The organism is Mycolicibacterium nivoides, from assembly GCF_003855255.1.
GTDB lineage: Bacteria > Actinomycetota > Actinomycetes > Mycobacteriales > Mycobacteriaceae > Mycobacterium > Mycobacterium nivoides.
The window spans coordinates 4,032,606-4,049,166 of record NZ_CP034072.1 but is presented as its reverse complement, the minus strand read 5'-3'; the positions used below and the strand labels follow the sequence as shown (position 1 = coordinate 4,049,166).

20 protein-coding genes, 1 pseudogene and 1 riboswitch are annotated in these 16,561 nt (G+C 68.5%); of the genes and pseudogenes, 13 read left to right on the top strand and 8 right to left on the bottom strand.

Annotated features, from left to right (window positions below; genetic code table 11):
* Nucleotides 1-10 precede the first annotated feature (10 nt).
* Nucleotides 11-988, top strand: a complete 978-nt coding sequence (locus EH231_RS19740) for a glycerophosphodiester phosphodiesterase family protein (RefSeq protein WP_124713131.1) — start codon at nt 11-13, stop codon at nt 986-988.
* Here EH231_RS19740 and EH231_RS19735 read toward each other — a convergent pair.
* The 3 genes from EH231_RS19735 to mrf are packed head-to-tail and all read right to left on the bottom strand — an operon-like array spanning nt 981 to nt 3,360.
* Nucleotides 981-1,904, bottom strand: coding sequence for an MBL fold metallo-hydrolase (locus EH231_RS19735; protein WP_090430466.1), 924 nt, complete (start codon nt 1,902-1,904; stop codon nt 981-983). The genes EH231_RS19740 and EH231_RS19735 overlap by 8 nt on opposite strands.
* Nucleotides 1,905-1,924: 20 nt before the next feature.
* Complete coding sequence (locus tag EH231_RS19730) at nt 1,925-2,173, bottom strand: type B 50S ribosomal protein L31 (protein ID WP_090430467.1); 249 nt, start codon at nt 2,171-2,173, stop codon at nt 1,925-1,927.
* Nucleotides 2,170-3,360: a ribosome hibernation factor-recruiting GTPase MRF gene (gene mrf, locus EH231_RS19725; RefSeq protein WP_206429601.1), complete on the bottom strand. Its 1,191-nt coding sequence runs from the start codon at nt 3,358-3,360 to the stop codon at nt 2,170-2,172. The genes EH231_RS19730 and mrf overlap by 4 nt, the downstream gene beginning before the upstream one ends.
* A 72-nt stretch (nt 3,361-3,432) precedes the next feature.
* On the opposite strand from mrf, the gene rpmB reads away from it, so the two are divergent.
* The 8 genes and pseudogenes from rpmB (at nt 3,433) to EH231_RS19685 (ending at nt 7,971) form a co-directional block, all read left to right on the top strand.
* Nucleotides 3,433-3,669 carry a 50S ribosomal protein L28 gene (rpmB, locus tag EH231_RS19720; protein WP_044520828.1) on the top strand — a complete coding sequence of 79 codons (237 nt, stop codon included), beginning with the start codon at nt 3,433-3,435 and terminating at the stop codon, nt 3,667-3,669.
* Nucleotides 3,669-3,833, top strand: a complete 165-nt coding sequence (gene rpmG, locus EH231_RS19715) for a 50S ribosomal protein L33 (RefSeq protein ID WP_029108302.1) — start codon at nt 3,669-3,671, stop codon at nt 3,831-3,833. The genes rpmB and rpmG overlap by 1 nt, the downstream gene beginning before the upstream one ends.
* Nucleotides 3,833-4,137, top strand: a pseudogene (rpsN, locus tag EH231_RS19710) (30S ribosomal protein S14). The gene rpmG and the pseudogene rpsN overlap by 1 nt, the downstream one beginning before the upstream one ends.
* A complete protein-coding gene (rpsR, locus tag EH231_RS19705) occupies nt 4,137-4,400 on the top strand; it encodes a 30S ribosomal protein S18 (protein WP_124713130.1) in 264 nt (87 codons plus the stop codon). The pseudogene rpsN and the gene rpsR overlap by 1 nt, the downstream one beginning before the upstream one ends.
* Nucleotides 4,401-4,504, top strand: a riboswitch (cobalamin riboswitch).
* Nucleotides 4,505-4,545: 41 nt separating this feature from the next.
* Nucleotides 4,546-5,517 carry an ABC transporter substrate-binding protein gene (locus EH231_RS19700; RefSeq protein ID WP_124713129.1) on the top strand — a complete coding sequence of 324 codons (972 nt, stop codon included), beginning with the start codon at nt 4,546-4,548 and terminating at the stop codon, nt 5,515-5,517.
* Nucleotides 5,517-6,533, top strand: a complete 1,017-nt coding sequence (locus tag EH231_RS19695; RefSeq protein WP_090430474.1) for a FecCD family ABC transporter permease — start codon at nt 5,517-5,519, stop codon at nt 6,531-6,533. Before EH231_RS19700 ends, EH231_RS19695 begins: the two co-directional genes overlap by 1 nt.
* Complete coding sequence (locus tag EH231_RS19690) at nt 6,530-7,315, top strand: ABC transporter ATP-binding protein (protein WP_124714332.1); 786 nt, start codon at nt 6,530-6,532, stop codon at nt 7,313-7,315. The genes EH231_RS19695 and EH231_RS19690 overlap by 4 nt, the downstream gene beginning before the upstream one ends.
* Nucleotides 7,312-7,971, top strand: coding sequence for a (2Fe-2S)-binding protein (locus EH231_RS19685; protein ID WP_090430476.1), 660 nt, complete (start codon nt 7,312-7,314; stop codon nt 7,969-7,971). The genes EH231_RS19690 and EH231_RS19685 overlap by 4 nt, the downstream gene beginning before the upstream one ends.
* Here the strand turns inward: EH231_RS19685 and EH231_RS19680 are convergent.
* The 4 genes from EH231_RS19680 to bluB form a co-directional block, all read right to left on the bottom strand.
* Entirely contained in the window at nt 7,965-8,681 is a 717-nt protein-coding gene (locus EH231_RS19680) for a TIGR03943 family putative permease subunit (RefSeq protein ID WP_124713128.1), read from the bottom strand. The two genes, EH231_RS19685 and EH231_RS19680, sit on opposite strands and share 7 nt — an antisense overlap.
* Nucleotides 8,678-9,637, bottom strand: coding sequence for a permease (locus tag EH231_RS19675; RefSeq protein ID WP_164481221.1), 960 nt, complete (start codon nt 9,635-9,637; stop codon nt 8,678-8,680). Before EH231_RS19675 ends, EH231_RS19680 begins: the two co-directional genes overlap by 4 nt.
* 67 nt (nt 9,638-9,704) lie before the next feature.
* Nucleotides 9,705-10,466, bottom strand: a complete 762-nt coding sequence (locus tag EH231_RS19670; protein WP_090430482.1) for a LamB/YcsF family protein — start codon at nt 10,464-10,466, stop codon at nt 9,705-9,707.
* Nucleotides 10,467-10,475: 9 nt separating this feature from the next.
* Nucleotides 10,476-11,135 (bottom strand): 5,6-dimethylbenzimidazole synthase, encoded by a 660-nt coding sequence (gene bluB / locus EH231_RS19665; protein ID WP_090430484.1) that lies wholly within the window; start codon nt 11,133-11,135, stop codon nt 10,476-10,478.
* 82 nt (nt 11,136-11,217) lie between these two features.
* Here bluB and EH231_RS19660 point away from each other — a divergent pair, with 82 nt between their 5' ends.
* Genes EH231_RS19660 through EH231_RS19650 form a run of 3 tightly spaced genes read left to right on the top strand, consistent with a single transcriptional unit; the run spans nt 11,218 to nt 14,395 of the window.
* On the top strand, nt 11,218-12,333 hold the full coding sequence (locus EH231_RS19660) for an ABC transporter (RefSeq protein ID WP_124713127.1): 1,116 nt from the start codon (nt 11,218-11,220) through the stop codon (nt 12,331-12,333).
* A gap of 40 nt (nt 12,334-12,373) precedes the next feature.
* Nucleotides 12,374-13,534 carry a zinc metallochaperone AztD gene (gene aztD, locus EH231_RS19655; RefSeq protein ID WP_090430487.1) on the top strand — a complete coding sequence of 387 codons (1,161 nt, stop codon included), beginning with the start codon at nt 12,374-12,376 and terminating at the stop codon, nt 13,532-13,534.
* Nucleotides 13,535-13,567: 33 nt separating this feature from the next.
* A complete protein-coding gene (locus EH231_RS19650) occupies nt 13,568-14,395 on the top strand; it encodes a class I SAM-dependent methyltransferase (protein WP_124713126.1) in 828 nt (275 codons plus the stop codon).
* Here the strand turns inward: EH231_RS19650 and EH231_RS19645 are convergent.
* Complete coding sequence (locus tag EH231_RS19645; RefSeq protein WP_090430491.1) at nt 14,379-15,509, bottom strand: GTP-binding protein; 1,131 nt, start codon at nt 15,507-15,509, stop codon at nt 14,379-14,381. The two genes, EH231_RS19650 and EH231_RS19645, sit on opposite strands and share 17 nt — an antisense overlap.
* 57 nt (nt 15,510-15,566) lie before the next feature.
* On the opposite strand from EH231_RS19645, the gene EH231_RS19640 reads away from it, so the two are divergent.
* Nucleotides 15,567-16,559 carry a metal ABC transporter solute-binding protein, Zn/Mn family gene (locus EH231_RS19640; protein WP_124713125.1) on the top strand — a complete coding sequence of 331 codons (993 nt, stop codon included), beginning with the start codon at nt 15,567-15,569 and terminating at the stop codon, nt 16,557-16,559.
* Nucleotides 16,560-16,561 lie beyond the last annotated feature (2 nt).

The following is a 16,561-nucleotide window of genomic DNA, read 5'->3' as shown; positions in this document are numbered from 1 at the left end:
GTTGGTGACCATGCGTCCGGCTGCACCGATGGTCCTGTTGTTCGCTCTGGCTGCCGTGTTCCAGTCTGTCCCGCCGGCCGTCGCGGCGCCCGCCGGGTTCGACCTGCAGTCCCACCGCGGCGGACGTGGCGAGACGACCGAGGAGTCGCTGCGCGCCTTCGCGAAGTCCTTGGAGCTAGGGGTGAGCACGCTCGAGCTCGACATCGTGCTCACGAGGGACAGGCAACCCCTGGTGTGGCACGACCCCCGGATCGACGAGACCAAATGTGCCGACACCGCCCCGGCGTTCCGGGGCGACCCGATGTACCCGTACGTGGGCAAACTGGTGCACGATCTCACCCTCGAACAGATTCGCACCCTTGACTGTGGCAAGTTGCTGAGCGGATTTCCCGACGCCGAGGTGGTGCGCGACAACAAGATTGCCGTGCTGCCCGAGGTGTTCGCGCTGACCGACGCCTACAACGCCGACGTGCGTTTCAACATCGAGACGAAGATCGAGGCGGACAAACCCGAAACCTCGGCCCCGCCGGAGGAGTTCGTCGACGTCATCCTCGATGCCGTACGGGCGGCGGGCAAGGTCGACAAGGTGGACATCCAGAGCTTCGACTGGCGCACACTGCCATTGGTCCAGCGGGCCGAGCCGTCGATACCGAGGGTGGCACTGTGGGATGACACGACCTGGGTGCCCGGCTCTCCGTGGCTCGGCGGGATCGATCCGGCTGTGGACAGCGATCCGATCGCCGGCGCGGTATCGGTGGGCGCCACGGTGCTCTCACCCCAGTACCGGCTGGTGGACCGGGGATTCGTGGAGCGGGCACACACGCTGGACCTCAAGGTGACTCCGTGGACGGTGAACGAGCCGGCGGCCATGCGGGCGCTGATCGCGGACGGCGTCGACGGTCTCATCACCGATTACCCGACGCGGCTGCGTGGTGTGCTGGCGGAGCTGGGCCTGCCGTTGCCGCCGTGGTTTCAGCGGCTCAACTGACCCACGGGTCGGCGCGCTGCCACAGCGCCGGCAGGTGCAGGCTCACCGCGTCCCGTTCGGCCAGCCGGGTCAGCACCCGCATGGAGACGTCCAGGTCGTCACCGGCGTACGGCAGTGCGCGCAACGGTTTGTGCAGCGGCCGGAAGAAGTCGTCCCAGTGGATCAGCACCACTCGGCGCGCGCCCACGGTGCGCACGGTGTCGGCCCAGTAGCTCTCCAGGTACTGCTCGGACTGCAACCCCAGTTGGCCGATCCCGAGGTAGACCACCTCGGCGTGCTGCCCGTCCAGTGCGCCGGGCACAGCGCCGGCGCTGCCGACGATCAGCAGGCTGCGGTCGCTGGGCCGGTGGTGTACCAGGGTCGACCAGGCCTCACCGCATTTGTACGCAGAGGCCTTCACCGGCGGCACGACAGGCGCGGTGATGGTGCCGGGGAAGCGGTCCGGTGGGCAGTGCTCTGACTCGAAGAGCGTCACCTGAAACGCTCCGAGGGTGACGGCTTCGCCCGGGGTGACCGTGACGATCCGGTCGGGAGCCAGGCCACCGCCGGCACCGACCTGGGCGGTCGAGGTACCGCCCACCAGTCGGGCACCGGTGCGCTCGGCCACGACGGCCGAGTCCATGGCGTGGTCGAAGTGGGTGTGGACCGGCAGCACGGCTTCGAGCTTGTCGACGCCGAGGCGGGCCAGGCTGCCATCGATGCGGGGCAGTGACGGCGCCAGCTTGCCCAGGACGACGCTCGACAGCGCGGGCCGGGAGAAGAACCCATCGGTGAGGAGGGCCGAGGAGCCGTCGTCGACCAGGAGCGTGCTGACCCCGGCCCACGTCACCGTGACCGGGGATTGCGGTGTGGCCGACGGTGCGTCGAAGAACCGCGCATAGGGGGCCAGGTCGGGTCTGCCAGGCTTGAGCCGCATGGCCCCACCCTAGGGCCGGCCTATCCGTAGCGACGGCGGAACTTCTCCACCTGCCCGGCCGAGTCGATATGGCGTGCGGAGCCGGTCCAGAACGGATGCGAATCACTGGTGACGTCGACGACGATCAGCGGGTAGGTCTGGATTCCGTCCGGGGTGGGCCACTCGATGGTGCGCTCACTGGTCGCGGTCGACCGGGTGAGAAATTTGGTGCCGGTCGCTGCGTCCTGGAACACCACGGGGTGATAGTCGGGGTGGATGTCGGATTTCACTGGGATTCCCCTTCCTGGCGGGCTTCCTGACGGACGGACGTGGCGGGTTCGTCGATTCCGGGCTGGCAGGGTTCTTCGTGCCAATCCCCGAACGGGTCGGGGTAATCGGCCCACTGCTCGGGCCGCGCCAGCTCGTCGTCGGTGAGCAGCGCGCCGCGCAGCGCCTCGATGACCTCGCCGGGCCTGGCTCCACAGACCAGTACCGTCAGAGAGATGTGGCGATCACCGAACTGGTGATGCCAGTCGATCGCGGCCATCGCCAGGCGTTCGGGGTCGGTGTAGGCCCGCTCGGTGGAATCCATTGCCGCCAGCCATTTTCCGGCATTGCTGAAATGCATTCCGCCGCCGGCGGATTCGATCCACATGACGTCGGCGGGCCGGTTGGCCAGCCAGGCCCGCCCACGGGTGCGCACCACGCCGTCGAGCAGGAGATCGACGGCGGAGTGCAGGCGTAGCGGGTGAAACGGTCGGCGCGCGGCGAATTCGACGATGATGACCTCGTCGTCGGGTTCCAGCGGCGGTTCACCGGCCAGGAGCGGATCGTGCGGTGTCGCGGTGCGCCCGCGCGGACTGTTCGGTTCCAGGTGTGCCAGGCCGAGCTCCACCTGGTCGGGGCCCACGGTGATGCGGGCGCGGGGTGCGAGCCGGCGCAGCACCGCCAGTGTGGTGGCGTCGGGCTCGTTGAGCACCAGCATGTCGGCGAACTCGGCCTGACCGACGACCACCTGGGCGACAGTGCGCCCGTCGGGCAGCTCCTCGTCGCCGACGGACTGTTCCAGCCAGACCGAGGCGTCCAGGCTTGCGATGACCGCCTCGATGCTCACGTCGCGGGCGGCTGGCCCGTCGAGGTAACCGGGCCCGACGTGGACCCGGACGGTGTTGATCGCCCAGCACGCCGGCTCGGCCTCCAGCCAGGGCATCAACTGCACGACGATGCGCTCCACGTCGCCGCGCCGGCTCAGGCGCCGCAACAGGATCAGCAGGTCGTCGCGGACCGTGCAGGTCACGCAACCGTGGGCCAGCTCCAGGGCCAGTTCGGATGTCCCGCCGCCGTCGGACACGGTCCGCAGGACCACCTGGCCGTCAAAGGTGTGGCGCACCAGCACGGTTCCCGGCCTGCGGCCCAGTTCTTCTGCTACGCCGTCGCTGTCACCTTGACCGGCGATCAGCACCACAGGGGTTCGCACTGCACCTCCCGGTGAAGTTGTTGTTGAAAACGATTATCATTATCGTAAGGCTACCCCATCCGAAGGAGACCGATGTCTGCCCACTGCCAAGTCACCGGGCGCTCGCCCGGGTTCGGCAACACGGTGTCGCACTCGCACAAGCGCAGTCGCCGCCGCTGGAACCCCAACATTCAGACCAAGACCTACTACCTGCCAGGAGAAGGGCGCCGCATCCGGCTTCGGGTCAGCGCCAAGGGAATCAAGGTGATCGATCGCGACGGCATCGAGGCCGTTGTGGCCCGCCTGCGTAGCGCAGGGGAGAAGATCTGATGGCCAGCACCGATATCCGGCCCATCGTGAAGCTGAAATCGACCGCGGGGACCGGGTACACCTACGTCACCCGCAAAAACCGCCGCAACGACCCGGACCGCATCGTGCTGCGCAAATACGACCCGGTCGTCCGCCGCCACGTCGACTTCCGCGAGGAGCGCTGATGGCCAAGCGATCCAAGATCGTCAAGAACGAGCAGCGCCGGGAACTCGTGGAGCGCTACGCCGAACGGCGGGCCGAGCTCAAAGAGGCCATCCGCAACCAGCCAGCACGCGCGAGCAGAAAGCCGCGGCCGTCTCGGCACTGCAACGGCTGCCGCGTGATTCGAGCCCGGTGCGGCTGCGCAACCGAGACGCGGTCGACGGCCGCCCGCGGGGTCATCTGCGCAAGTTCGGGCTGTCGCGGGTCCGGGTGCGCGAACTGGCACACCGCGGTGAACTGCCGGGCGTGCGGAAGTCGAGCTGGTGATGGTGTCGAACTCCCGGAAGAACACCAAGAAGCGCCCGCCGGCCACCGAACTCAAGAAGCCGAGGCGCAATCAACTGACTGCCCTCGGGGTGACCGAGGTCGACTACAAGGACGTCCACCTGCTGCGCACCTTCATCAGTGAGCGGGGCAAGATCCGGTCCCGGCGCATCACCGGGCTCACCCCGCAGCAGCAGCGTCAAGTCGCCACGGCGATCAAGAACGCCAGGGAGATGGCGCTGCTGCCGGTGGTCGGCCCCGCTTGACCTAACATCGACGGCGATAGGGCGACTGCGGATCGTGGAAGCCGGTGAGAATCCGGCGCGGTCCCGCCACTGTATAGCCAGATACACACCGCAGTCGCCACCTCACGTACTGGGGCGGATCTCCCCGGAGAGGACGGGTACGCCCATGGCCGCTCGTTGGCTGATCGCCGGACTGACGTCGGCGTTACTGGTGTCGGGGTGCGCCTCGACCGCGGCACCCGGCGCCGCAGGCGACGCCCCACCGGGATTCCCGGTCACCGTGGACAATTGCGGCGTCAGCACCACCTATGACCGGCCGCCGGCCCGCGCCGTCGCGCTCAACCAACACGCGATCGAGACGCTGCTGGCGCTGGGCCTGGAGAACTCCATGGTCGGCACGTCCTATCTCGACGACCGGATCCTGCCCGAATACCAGGCCGCCTACGACACCGTTCCGGTGCTGGCCAAGGAGTACCCGTCCTACGAGTCGCTGCTGGCCGTCGAACCCGATTTCGTCTACGGCGGCTGGGACAGCGCGTTCGACGAGAAAGAGGGCCGCGGCAGGCAACGGCTGACCGACGCCGGTGTTCACACCTACCTCAACATCGAGGATTGCCGGTCCGAGCCCGTCGCGGTGTCCACCGTTGACGACGAAATCCGCAACATCGGAACAATATTCGGCGTCACCGCCCGGGCCGAGCAGCAGATCGAGAAGCTCCATGGCGAGCTGGCGCAGTCCGCGGCGAAGCTGCGCGGGGTCCGGCCGGTGCGGGTCGCGGTCTACGACAGCGGTGAGGCGACCGTGTTCACCTCGGGTGGCAAGGGCATCGGAAACCTGATGATCGAGGCTGCCGGTGGCGTCAACGTGTTCGCCGATGTGCCCAAGGTGTGGGGCGACGTGTCGTTCGAGCAGTTCGCCGATCGCGCACCCGAGGTCATCGTGATCTACGACTACGGAGACCAGCCGGTCGCGGACAAGAAACGGTTTCTGACCGAACATCCTCTACTGCAGCATGTTCCGGCTGTCGCCCAGCAGCGATTCGCGGTCCTCCCGTTGTCCTCGGTGGTGGTCGGCGTCCGGGTGGGCCGGGCAGTGGACGCCCTGGCCCGGCAGCTGCACCCCGACCGGTTCAGTTGATGCCCTACCGGCTGACCCTCGCCGCGCTGGCCGGGCTGTTGCTGATGGCGATGACCGCCGGTGTCGCGATCGGTTCGGTGTCCATCGCGCCCGGGCAGGTGTGGGCCATCGTGCTGCACTCGGTCCATCCGGGCCTGGTCGAGCAGAGCTGGCCTGCGGTACGGGAATCCATCGTGCTCGACGCCCGGCTTCCCCGGGTCGTACTGGGTGCGGTGGTCGGGGCCGGCCTGGCGGCGTCAGGGATGGCGCTGCAGGCCGTGGTGCGTAATCCACTCGCCGATCCCATGTTGCTGGGTGTCTCCTCGGGGGCATCGGTCGGCGCCGTGATGATCCTGGTGGTCGGCGCCGGTGCGCTGCAGGTGTTCACTGTGCCGCTGGCGGCCTTCCTCGGAGCCTTCCTCGCGCTCGTCGCGGTGTACTTCCTGGCCCGCTCGGGCGGGCGCATGACGACAGCGCGGTTGATCCTGGCCGGCGTGGCGGTGGCCGAAGTGCTGTCCGCGGTGGCCAGCCTGCTGATCGTCACCTCGGACGATCCGCACAAGACCCAGGCGGCCGTGCGGTGGATGCTCGGCGGCCTGGGCGGCACCACCTGGCGCATGGTGTGGGTGCCCGCGGTGGCGGTACTCGTCGGTGTGGTCGTACTGCTGGCCTTCACCCGATCGCTGAACCTGCTCTATACCGGCGAGGAGGCGGCCGCCTCGCTCGGCCTGGACGTACACCGGTTCCGGGCGGGAATGTTCGTCGTCGTGGCGCTCATGGTCGGGGCGATGGTCGCGGTCAGCGGCACGATCGGCTTCGTCGGGCTGATCATGCCGCATGTGGTGCGTCTGCTGGTCGGTGCCGACCACCGGAGAGCGCTGCCGGCCGCGGCCTTGTTGGGTGCGGCGTTCCTGGTGCTGTGCGACATCGTGGCCCGCACCGTGGCCGCGCCGGAGGAATTGCCCGTGGGGATTCTGACCGCACTCGCGGGCGGGCCGTTCTTCCTGTGGCTGATGCGGCGGAAGGCCGTGACGTGACGGCGGCAGTGACGTTCGAGGCGGTCTCGGTGACGGTGCGCGGTACACCGTTGATCGCCGACGTGTCGTTGTCGGTCGCCCCCGGCGAGATGCTGGCCGTCGTGGGCCCCAACGGTGCGGGCAAGACCACACTGCTGCGCACCTTGTACCGGGCGCAGCGACCGAGCACCGGTCGCGTGCTGGTCGACGGCACCGACGTGTGGAAGCTGCCGGGCAAGCGGGCCGCACGCCGGGTCGCGGCGGTATTGCAGGAAGCTGCAGGCGATTTCGAGCTCACCGTGTTCGACATGGTGGCCATGGGCCGCACACCGTACAAGCGATCTTTCGAGGCCGACAACGCCGAGGACCTCGAGATCATCGGCGCGGCGATGACGGCGCTGGACATCGCGGAACTGAGCCGGGCCGGTTACGGCCGGCTGTCGGGCGGACAGAAGCAACGCGTGCTCATCGCCCGGGCGCTGGCCCAGCGCACCGACGTCATCGTGCTCGACGAACCCACCAACCACCTCGACCTGCGCCATCAACACGAGGCCCTGCACCTGCTGCGGGAGACCGGTGCGACGGTCATCGCCGCGTTGCACGATCTGAATCTCGCTGCGGCTTACTGCGATCGGATCTGCGTGCTCGACGGGGGCGGGATGGTAGCGGTCGGCACGCCGGCCGACGTCCTCACCGAGGGATTACTGTCCGAGGTGTACGGGGTCGGGGCCCGGATCACCATTGATGCCGACACCGGCCGGCCGCAGGTCACCGTCCCTGCCAAGATCGGGGCGAGGCCGTGAACATCGGTGACCAGCTGAGCGAAATCACCTCGTACGGAGGGTTCTTCGCGATCACCGTCGGCGGGGAGGCGACCGACTGGATTCCGGTCCAGCGCTGCTATGACGACGGCTGCGCCGACCTCGTCGCCGCGACCAGCGCGCGCAACGACACGACGGATCTTCGTATCGGCGCATCCCTGGTCCAGTTCAGTCATGCCTCGCGCCTGTGGTCACCGCTGCTGGCGTGTGCGCTGCAATTCGGTGTGCTGCCCGACCTCGCCGATCTGCAGCGCCATGCCGCCCGGACCGAGCTCAGGTTGCCGCGTCCGGTGGGGCGACCCGTGGACGACAACGGTCCGCTGGCCCAGCAGTTGTATCGGCTGGTGATCAGCGACCATCTCGAGCCGCTGGCCGCGGGGCTCCGGGTCAAGATGGCGCCGCGTCTGCTCTACGGCAATGCCGCGGCGGCCCTGGCCGCAGCGGCGGCCGACCTGGCCCGGGTCCGCCCGGAATTGAGTGACGCCGTCGCCGAGGTCACCGAATCGCTTTTGGCCACCGGGGATCTGACCGGCACCGGCCACCTGACCGGGTGGGCGTTCCGCCGACGCAGCTGTTGCCTGTACTACCGGGTGCCCGGCGGATCGAAGTGCGGTGATTGCGCGCTCAGGCATCAGTAGGCGTAGGGACGCGCCGGGGGATCGGTGCGGGTCACGCTCAGGGCCGTCATCGTCGGGATGGCGCGCCGGCTCGAATCGCCTTGCCCCGCAGGGATCGTGCCCACCACCTTGATCCAGGTGTCGTCCGGATAGCCGGCCACCTGCGCCGCTGCCGGCCCGGAGAGGCGAATGCGGGCCAGCTGAGCGTCGGCCGCGCAACAGATGATCACCACCCGGGCCAGGTCGCTGCGGTCACCGTCACGCATGGTGAACCCGGTGACGGTGATCGTGCGGTTGTCCAGGGTGCCCGCGGAGTCCTGTGCCACGCGGATCAGTGCGTCGGGCAGGGAGACCTCCGGAGCAGTGCCGTCGGGAAGTGGTGGGAACGGACGGCGCAGCACATCGGTGGACACCGCGGTCACCGATGCGGCGTCGGGACGGATCGCCGGGGGTACGACGAAGGCCAGCAGCGCGATCGGGATGAGCAACAGCCACGCGACGCCGGGCGAGTGCGGATGATCATGCGCGTCGTCCGCGCCGCCTTCGCGGCGGCCGTGCCGGATATCGCGCACGATCGCGGCGAGCGCCAGCGCGATCAGCAACACCGCGGTCGCCACCAGATACGGCAGCAGTCCCGGCTTGACGTACCGGGTGTAGGCACCGGAGACGGCGATGATGGCGGTGCTGACCCCGATCAGCAGCAGCAGTGCGTTCTCGGTTTCGCGGCTCACTGTGGCCCCAGGATCAGCAGGCCGACGCCGGTCGCCACCACCGTGGCGACCACGAAGGTCGTGGGTGCGAACCGGACGGCGAACGCGCGGCCGAACATTCCGGCCTGCATCGCGAACAGCTTGATGTCGACGGCCGGCCCGACGACCAGGAACACCAGTCGCGGCAGCAGCGGCAGCATGGTCAGGCTGGCCGCGACGAACGCGTCCGCCTCCGAACACAACGCCAGTACCACCGCCAGCGCCGCCATGGTGATCACCCCCAGCACGATCTGGCCCGCCAGGTGCTCGTACACCCACGTCGGAACCAGCACGTGCAGGGCCGCCGCGGCTGCCGCGCCCACGACGAGATAGGAGGCCGCCGAAAGGAAATCGTGGCGTGCGGCCTCGGTGAAGACCGCCCACCGTGAACCCTCGCCGTCGTGTGGCTTGGGCAGCCGGCGGGTGATCCACCCCGGGCTGCCGAACCGGGCCCAGAGCGTGCCCATGATCAGCGCGGTGAGCAGTGATGCCGCACACCGGGCGGCGACCATCTGCGGGTGCCCGGGGAACGCGACGGCGGTGGCCACCAGTACGACGGGGTTGATGGCAGGTGCCGCCAGCATGAAGGTCAGCGCCGCCGCGCCCACGGTGCCGTCTTCGGTGTCGTCGCCGAAGAGCCTGCGCGCCACCGGCACTGAACCGCATTCGCAGCCGGGCAATGCCGCGCCGCCGACACCGGCGGCCAGGATGGCCGCGCTGCGACGCCGGGGAAGCCAGCGGGCCAGGCGCTCGGGCGTCACGAAGACCGCGATCAGCCCGCTGATCACCACGCCGAGGGCAAGAAACGGCAGCGCTTGGACGAACACGCCGCAGAACACCGTGGCTGCCGTCGCCACATCGGGCGTGTTTTCGACGAACCCACGCAGCGTGGTGCCGGCCAATGCCAACGCGATGATCCCGGCCACGAGAACCTGCATGGAACTCGGCCGCCACCGCATCACCGCCGGGTTCGCCACCACGCGGCCATCATGCCAGGCGAACCTGTCAGCAGAACGCGCTCAGCGTGACCCCTTCAGCGGACAGGCGCTCGCGCACCGCCGTGGCGATCTCGACGGCTCCCGGTGAATCACCGTGTACGCAAACCGATTCCACCGTGACGGGGATGACGGATCCGTCGACTGCGGTGACCTGTCGCCTCATCACCATGCCCGCCACTCGCTCGGCGATTTCGGGAGCATCGTGCAACACGGCGCCGGGGTCGCGGCGGGACACCAGCGTGCCGTCGGGTTGGTAGGCGCGGTCGGCAAAGGCCTCGGCGACGGTGCGCAGCCCGCGCCGCCCGGCCTCCTCGAAGAACGCCGAACCCGACAGGCCGAGCACCGGTAGGCCCGCGTCCACCGCTGCCACCGCGGCCGCCACGGCGGCCGCCTGTTCGGGATGGCTGACGATCGTGTTGTACAGCGCGCCATGGGGTTTCACGTAGCTCACCGTCGTACCCGCGGCATGGCTGATGGCCTGCAGCGCGCCGATCTGATAGATCACGTCGGCGGTCAGGTCCTCGGGGGTGACGTCGATGAAGCGCCTGCCGAAGCCGGCCAGGTCCCGGTAACTCACCTGGGCGCCGACGCGTACGCCCCGCGCCGCGGCCTCGCGGCAGGTGCGCAGCAGCAGTGCCGGATCTCCGGCGTGGAATCCGCAGGCCACGTTGGCGCTGGTGACCAGGCCGAGCATGGCCTCGTCGTCACCGAGTTTCCACGCTCCGAAGCTCTCACCGAGATCGGCATTGAGATCGACGGAGGCAGCCATCCGTCCAGCCTAAGGCGACGCCTCGCTGGGCCAGCCGTTCTCGGCCACGAATTCGGGCAGCGGGCGCCCGACGGTCCAGTGCTCGATCTCCAGCACCGGCCGGTCCGGGAATTCGGGTACCGGGCCCAGGCATAGGATCGCCACGGCCTCGGCGTCGGCGGGCATGCCCATCAACTGGGCCAGCGGTAACGGCTCGAAAATCGACACCCAGCCCATGCCGAGGCCCTCGGCGCGCGCGGCCAGCCACATGTTCTGGATGGCACAGGACACCGAGGCCAGGTCCATCTGGGGCAGGGTGCGGCGGCCGAAGATGTGCCGGTCGCGGTTCTCGCCGAGGGCGACGACGAACAGCTCGGCGCAGTCGAGGATGCCTTCGACCTTGAGCGACAGGAATTCGTCGCCGCGGGAGCCGAGTGCGTCGGCGGTGTGGATGCGTTCCTGGTCGACCAGGGCGTGGATCTTGCCGCGCAGCGCATCGTCGGTGATCCGGATGAACCGCCACGGCTGCATCAGGCCGACGCTCGGCGCCGCGTGGGCGGCCTGCAGAAGCCGGCCGAGGACCTCGGGCGGCACCGTGCTGCCGGGGACGAACCGGCGCATATCCCGACGTTCGGCGATGGCCCGGTAGACGGCGCGGCGCTCGTCGGGGTTGAAGGCGTGCTCAGACACGGGTCGAGCTTAGGTGGGCCCTCGGGTGCGCCGAGCATCCTCCCTTATTGAAAATGAATGTCATTAATGATAAGAGTTTGGGGTGCTGAACAGGGCCTTGGTGATGGCGCTCGTCGCCCTTCTGATCGCCGGGTGCTCCACCACTCCGGATCCCCGGCAGTCGGCGTCGCCCCGGGAAGCGGATCGGCCGGTGACGCGGCTGATCCTGGTGGAGCGGCAGACCGGTGCCGGCGCAGTGCTCGATGTCGCGGACTCTGACGAGACCGGGCTGGGGCAGCTCGGCCGCGTCGACGCCGTGAGTGGCGACGGTCGGTACGCCTACCTGCACGACGATGCCGGCCTGACGATCGTGGACGGCGGGGCGTGGACCTTCGACCACGGCGACCATTCGCACTTCTATGACGCACCACCGGCCGTGGTGGGGCGGATCGACGGGCGGGTCACCGCGGTACGGGGTCACGGTGCGCGGGCCGTTGCCCGCCGCGCTGACGGTGCCGTCGCAGCCCTGGATCGGGACGCCTTCGCGCGCGGTGAGGTCACATCCTCGGCCGTCGCTCAGGAGTCTGAAAAAGCGCTGGCTGCAGTCATATTGGGGGACGACCTGTTGACGGTCTCCGATCGGGGGCTGGTCAGCACGGTCGCCGAACAGACCGCCGTGCTCGGAGACTGCCCGTCGGTCACCGACGCGGTGGCACTACGCCGGGCGGTCGTGCTCGGCTGCCGTGACGGTGCGTTGAAGATCTCCCGGCGCGGCGGAGCGCCGGTGACCGAGAGCGTCGCTTTCGGGCCGGTTCGGCCCCCCGAGCCGTTGGGGCCGTTCGGCTATCGCAGGAACGGGAATTCGCTCGCGGCCGTGGCCGGTGACGAGGTGTGGCTGTTGGACGGCCGCCGATGGGCGTCGATGCGGCTGCCCGGCGTGGTCGCGGTGAACACCGCCGGCGGCACCACCGTGCTGGCCGTGACGCAAGACGGCGTTCTGCATGCCCTTGATGTGGCGGCAGGCGTACACACCGGCCGCCTCGAACTGCTCGCCGCTCCGGTCGGCACGCCCGTGATCGAGGTCGGTGCGGGGCGCGCCTACGTCAACGACGCGACGGCGAGGGCAGTACACGAAATCGACTACGCGAACGGCCTACGGGTCGAGCGCACGCACCGGACGAACATCATCCCGGATTTCCTGGTGGCCGCGGGCTGGTGAATCCACCTGACCGATTCCACATGACGAGCTAGGAGAACGAATGCCGAATCCATCGAAGGTCCTCGTTTTGGTCGGTGCGCTCGCGGCAGCGCTGACCGGTTGTGGCGGCGGCGAAACGCAGCAGGCGGCACGCGAGCCGATACCCGATCCGCTGGTGGTCACCTACGACGGTGGGCTGTACGTGCTGGACGGCGACAGCCTGCAGGTCAAGGCCGACCTCCCGCTGGAGGGGTTCCTGCGGGTCAACCCGGCCGGCGACGATTCGCACCTGTTGGTGTCCACGGGTGAGGGTTTCCGGCTGCTCGACGCGTCGGCGGGGGCGCTGACCGACACCACCTTCGTGGCCGACGAGCCCGGTCACGTCGTCGCCCACGGTGAACACACCGTGCTGTTCGCCGACGGCTCCGGTGAGATCACCGTGCTCGATCCACACAATCTCACCGCTGCCGTACCACGGATGAGAGGCATGAGAGCGCCACAGCCGCACCACGGTGTCGCCGTGGTACTGGACGACGGGAGTTGGGTGCGTAGCGAAGGCGATTCCGACGAGCGCAGCGGTGCAGTCGCTTTCGACGCCTCCGACCGGGAGATCGCCCGTAGTGCCGAGTGCCCCGGCATTCACGGAGAAGCGGTCGTGGATTCCACCACCCTCGTGTTCGGCTGTGAGAACGGCGTTTTGACCTTCTCTGACGGTGCCTTCACCAAGATCGCCGCCCCGGACGTATACGGCCGGGTGGGAACGGTTCGCGGACATGCAGACTCACCGGTGGCGCTGGGCGACTACAAGGTCGATCCCGATGCCGAGCTGGAGCGGCCCAACCGGTTCGCTCTGATCGACACCGCGAGCAATCAGCTGCGGCTGATACCGCTGCCGCAGGCGGTCAGCTACTCGTTCAGGTCGCTGGCGCGCGGTCCGCACGCCGAAGCGCTCATCCTGGGCACCGACGGCAAGCTCCATGTCGTCGACCCGGTTTCCGGGCGCACCGTGAAAACCATCGCGGTGACCGAGCCGTGGACCGAACCCGATGACTGGCAGCAGCCCAGGCCGAGCGTGTTCGTCCGCGGCCACGACGTGTTCGTCACCGACCCCGCCACCAGGCAGGTGCACGTCGTCGATGTCGAATCCGGCGACGTCGGCACCTCGACAACACTGGAGAAAGCACCCAACGAGCTCAGCGGGACGGTAGGCCATACGCACTAGTCGGTAGTCGGTGGAACCGTCGAGAATGTCGGTATGCCGATCGATGCCGACGAGGACGGGCGGTACTTCGCCGCAGACTACGAAGCAACGCAGGAGCGGGAGCGCCTACAGCGGCTGGAAGCACTGGGCGATCCGCGGACCATTCGCACCTTCGACACCATCGCGGTGGGGCCGGGCTGGCGTTGTCTCGAAGTCGGCGCGGGCGGGGGATCGGTCGCGCGGTGGCTCGGCAGCCGCGTGGGACCCACCGGTCATGTTGTCGCCGTCGACCTGGATCCGAGGTTCCTGGACGACTTGCCCGCGCTGGGGATCGAGGTACGTCGCTGCGACATCACGCGCGACGAGATCGAGTCGGCCGCATACGACCTCGTGCATTGCCGGGTGTTGATGGTGCACATGGCCGATCCGCTCGCAGTGCTGCGCCGCATGGTGGCGGCGCTGCGTCCGGGTGGTTGGCTGGTTGTCGAGGAGCCCGACTACAGCACCGCGGAATCACTCGCCCCGGACCACCCGTCGGCAGCCGGCTTTGATGCCTATCTGCGCGCGCGCCACGAGTTTCTGGTTGGGGCAGGCGTGATGGATCTGCACTACGGCGCACGCCTGCCGGCCCACGTCGACGAGCTGGGTCTGGAGGCCACGGGCAGCGACGTCGGCTCGACGACGGAGCAGGGTGGAAGCGTGAAATCGGGGTTTCTCGTAGAGAGCTTCGCAAAGCTCGACGACGTGATGATCGCCGGCGGAGTCGTCACCGAGTCGGTTCTGGCCGACGCCCGTCGGGCCATGGAGGACCCGACGTTCGTCTACCGGTCACCGACGATGTACTCGGTATGGGGGCGTAAGCCGGTCAGTGCGAGTGAGTGACGTTCCACGCCGGTAGCGGATCGGGGTAGCCGGCCCAGGCCCGTTCGCCCTCGGCCAGTTCCGCATCGGTCAGCAGGGCCCCGTCGAGTAGCCGCTGGACGTTGTCCCGGTCGAGCTTGATCCCGATGAACACGATCTCCTGGCCCGGCGCGATCTCGGTGCCCGACCAGTACTGCGCCGGCTCGATCGCCAGGTTCGGGCCGGCCTGTGACCAGATGGCGGCGATCGTCGGGCGGCTGGCGATCCAGCAGAATCCCTTGCTGCGCAACACCCTTGTCACCTGACCGAGCGCGTCCCCGAGGCGCTGGGGGTGAAACGGCCGGTCGGAGCGGAAGGTCATCGAGCTGATGCCGTACTCCTCGGTTTCGGGTGTGTGACCGTCGGCGATCTCCTCGTCCCAGCCCGGGGTCTGGGCGGCGGCCTGCGGGTCGAACAGCCCGGTGCCCAGCACCTCGCCGATATCGACGACGCCATGGTCGGTCCGGATCAGCTTGGCGGTCGGATTCAGCCTGCGCAGCAGTGTTTGGACGGTGTCGAGGGTTGCTGGGCTGACCAGGTCGGTCTTGTTGAGCAGGATGACGTCGGCGAACTCCACCTGATCGGTGAGCAGGTCGGCGATGCTGCGGGCATCACCCGGACCCGCCGTCATCTCGCGCTCGGCCAGCGCTTCGCCCCGGGCCAACTCGGTCAGGAAAGTCGACGCGTCGACGACGGTGACCAGCGTGTCCAGCCGGGCCAGCGTGCCCAGGCTGAAGCCGTCCTCGAATTCCCAGCTGAAGGTGGCCGCGACCGGCATGGGTTCGGAGATGCCCGTCGACTCGATCACCAACTGGTCGAACCGGTTCTGTCGCGCCAGCGCGCCGACCGCTTCCACCAGGTCCTCGCGCAATGTGCAGCAGATGCAGCCGTTGGTCAGCTCGACGAGTTTCTCCTCCGTGCGGTCGAGGTGTCCCTGCCCGGCGATGAGCGCGGCGTCGATGTTGACCTCGCTCATGTCGTTGACGATCACGGCGACGCGCCTGCCGTCCCGGTTCGCCAGGATGTGGTTCAGCAGCGTGGTCTTCCCGGCGCCGAGGAAGCCGGACAACACGGTGACGGGCAGCAAGTCGGACATGGCACTCCTTAATGAAAACGATTTTCAATAAATCATCATCCGGACGTGCATCCGCTAATGCAAACGGTTATCGTTATCGCCGTGCTCCCGCCCCTGAATCTCCGCGCCATGGCCACCGCGTTGCTGCTGGCCACCCCCTTCGCCCTTTCCGCTTGCGGCTCCGATGAGGCCAAGCAGCCCGAGTCCGCCGGGAACTGCGTGACCACACCGGTCAACGTGGTCGTCAGCGTCGACCAGTGGGGCGACATCGTGTCCGCGCTGGGCGGTGACTGCGCGAAGGTGACCACGGTGCTGGCCGGGTCGTCGGTCGATCCGCACGACTTCGAGCCCTCGCCCGCGGATGCGGCCAAGTTCCAGGGTGCGCAGCTGGTGGTCATCAACGGCGGACACTACGACGAGTGGGCTACCAAGCTGGCCCAGAGCACCGCGCCGGACGCGATCGTCGTCTCGGCCATCGGGGCCGGCGATGACGACCACGATCATGGCGACGGGGACGGCGGACATGCCCACGAGCACTCGAACAACCCGCACGCCTGGTACAACCCTGCCGCGGTGACCGGCGTCGCCGACACGATCACCGAGGAACTGGGCCAGTTGGCTCCCGACGCGCGGGACTACTTCGCGCAACGCCGCGCCGAGTTCACCACCTCGATGCAGCCCTACCAACAGCTGATCGCCGACATCAAGACCAAGGCCACCGGCAAGCGCTACGCCGCCACCGAAGCGGTGTTCGACGACATGGCGGCCGCGGTCGGTCTGGTCAATGCGACACCCGCGGGCTACCAGGCCGCGTCGTCCAACGAGACCGACCCGTCGCCGGCTGACCTGGACGCATTCCTGCGTCTGCTCGCCGACCGCGGCGTCGACGTGCTGATCTACAACACCCAGACCGAGGGCTCGTTGCCCAAGCAGATCCGGGCCGCCGCCGAGAGCGCCGGAATCCCGGTTGTCGATGTCACCGAAACGGCGGCGCCGGGAGCGGATTCGTTCGAGGCTTGGCAGGTGAACCAACTGACCGCGCTCGCCAAAGCTCTTCAGATCCAGCCGTGAGT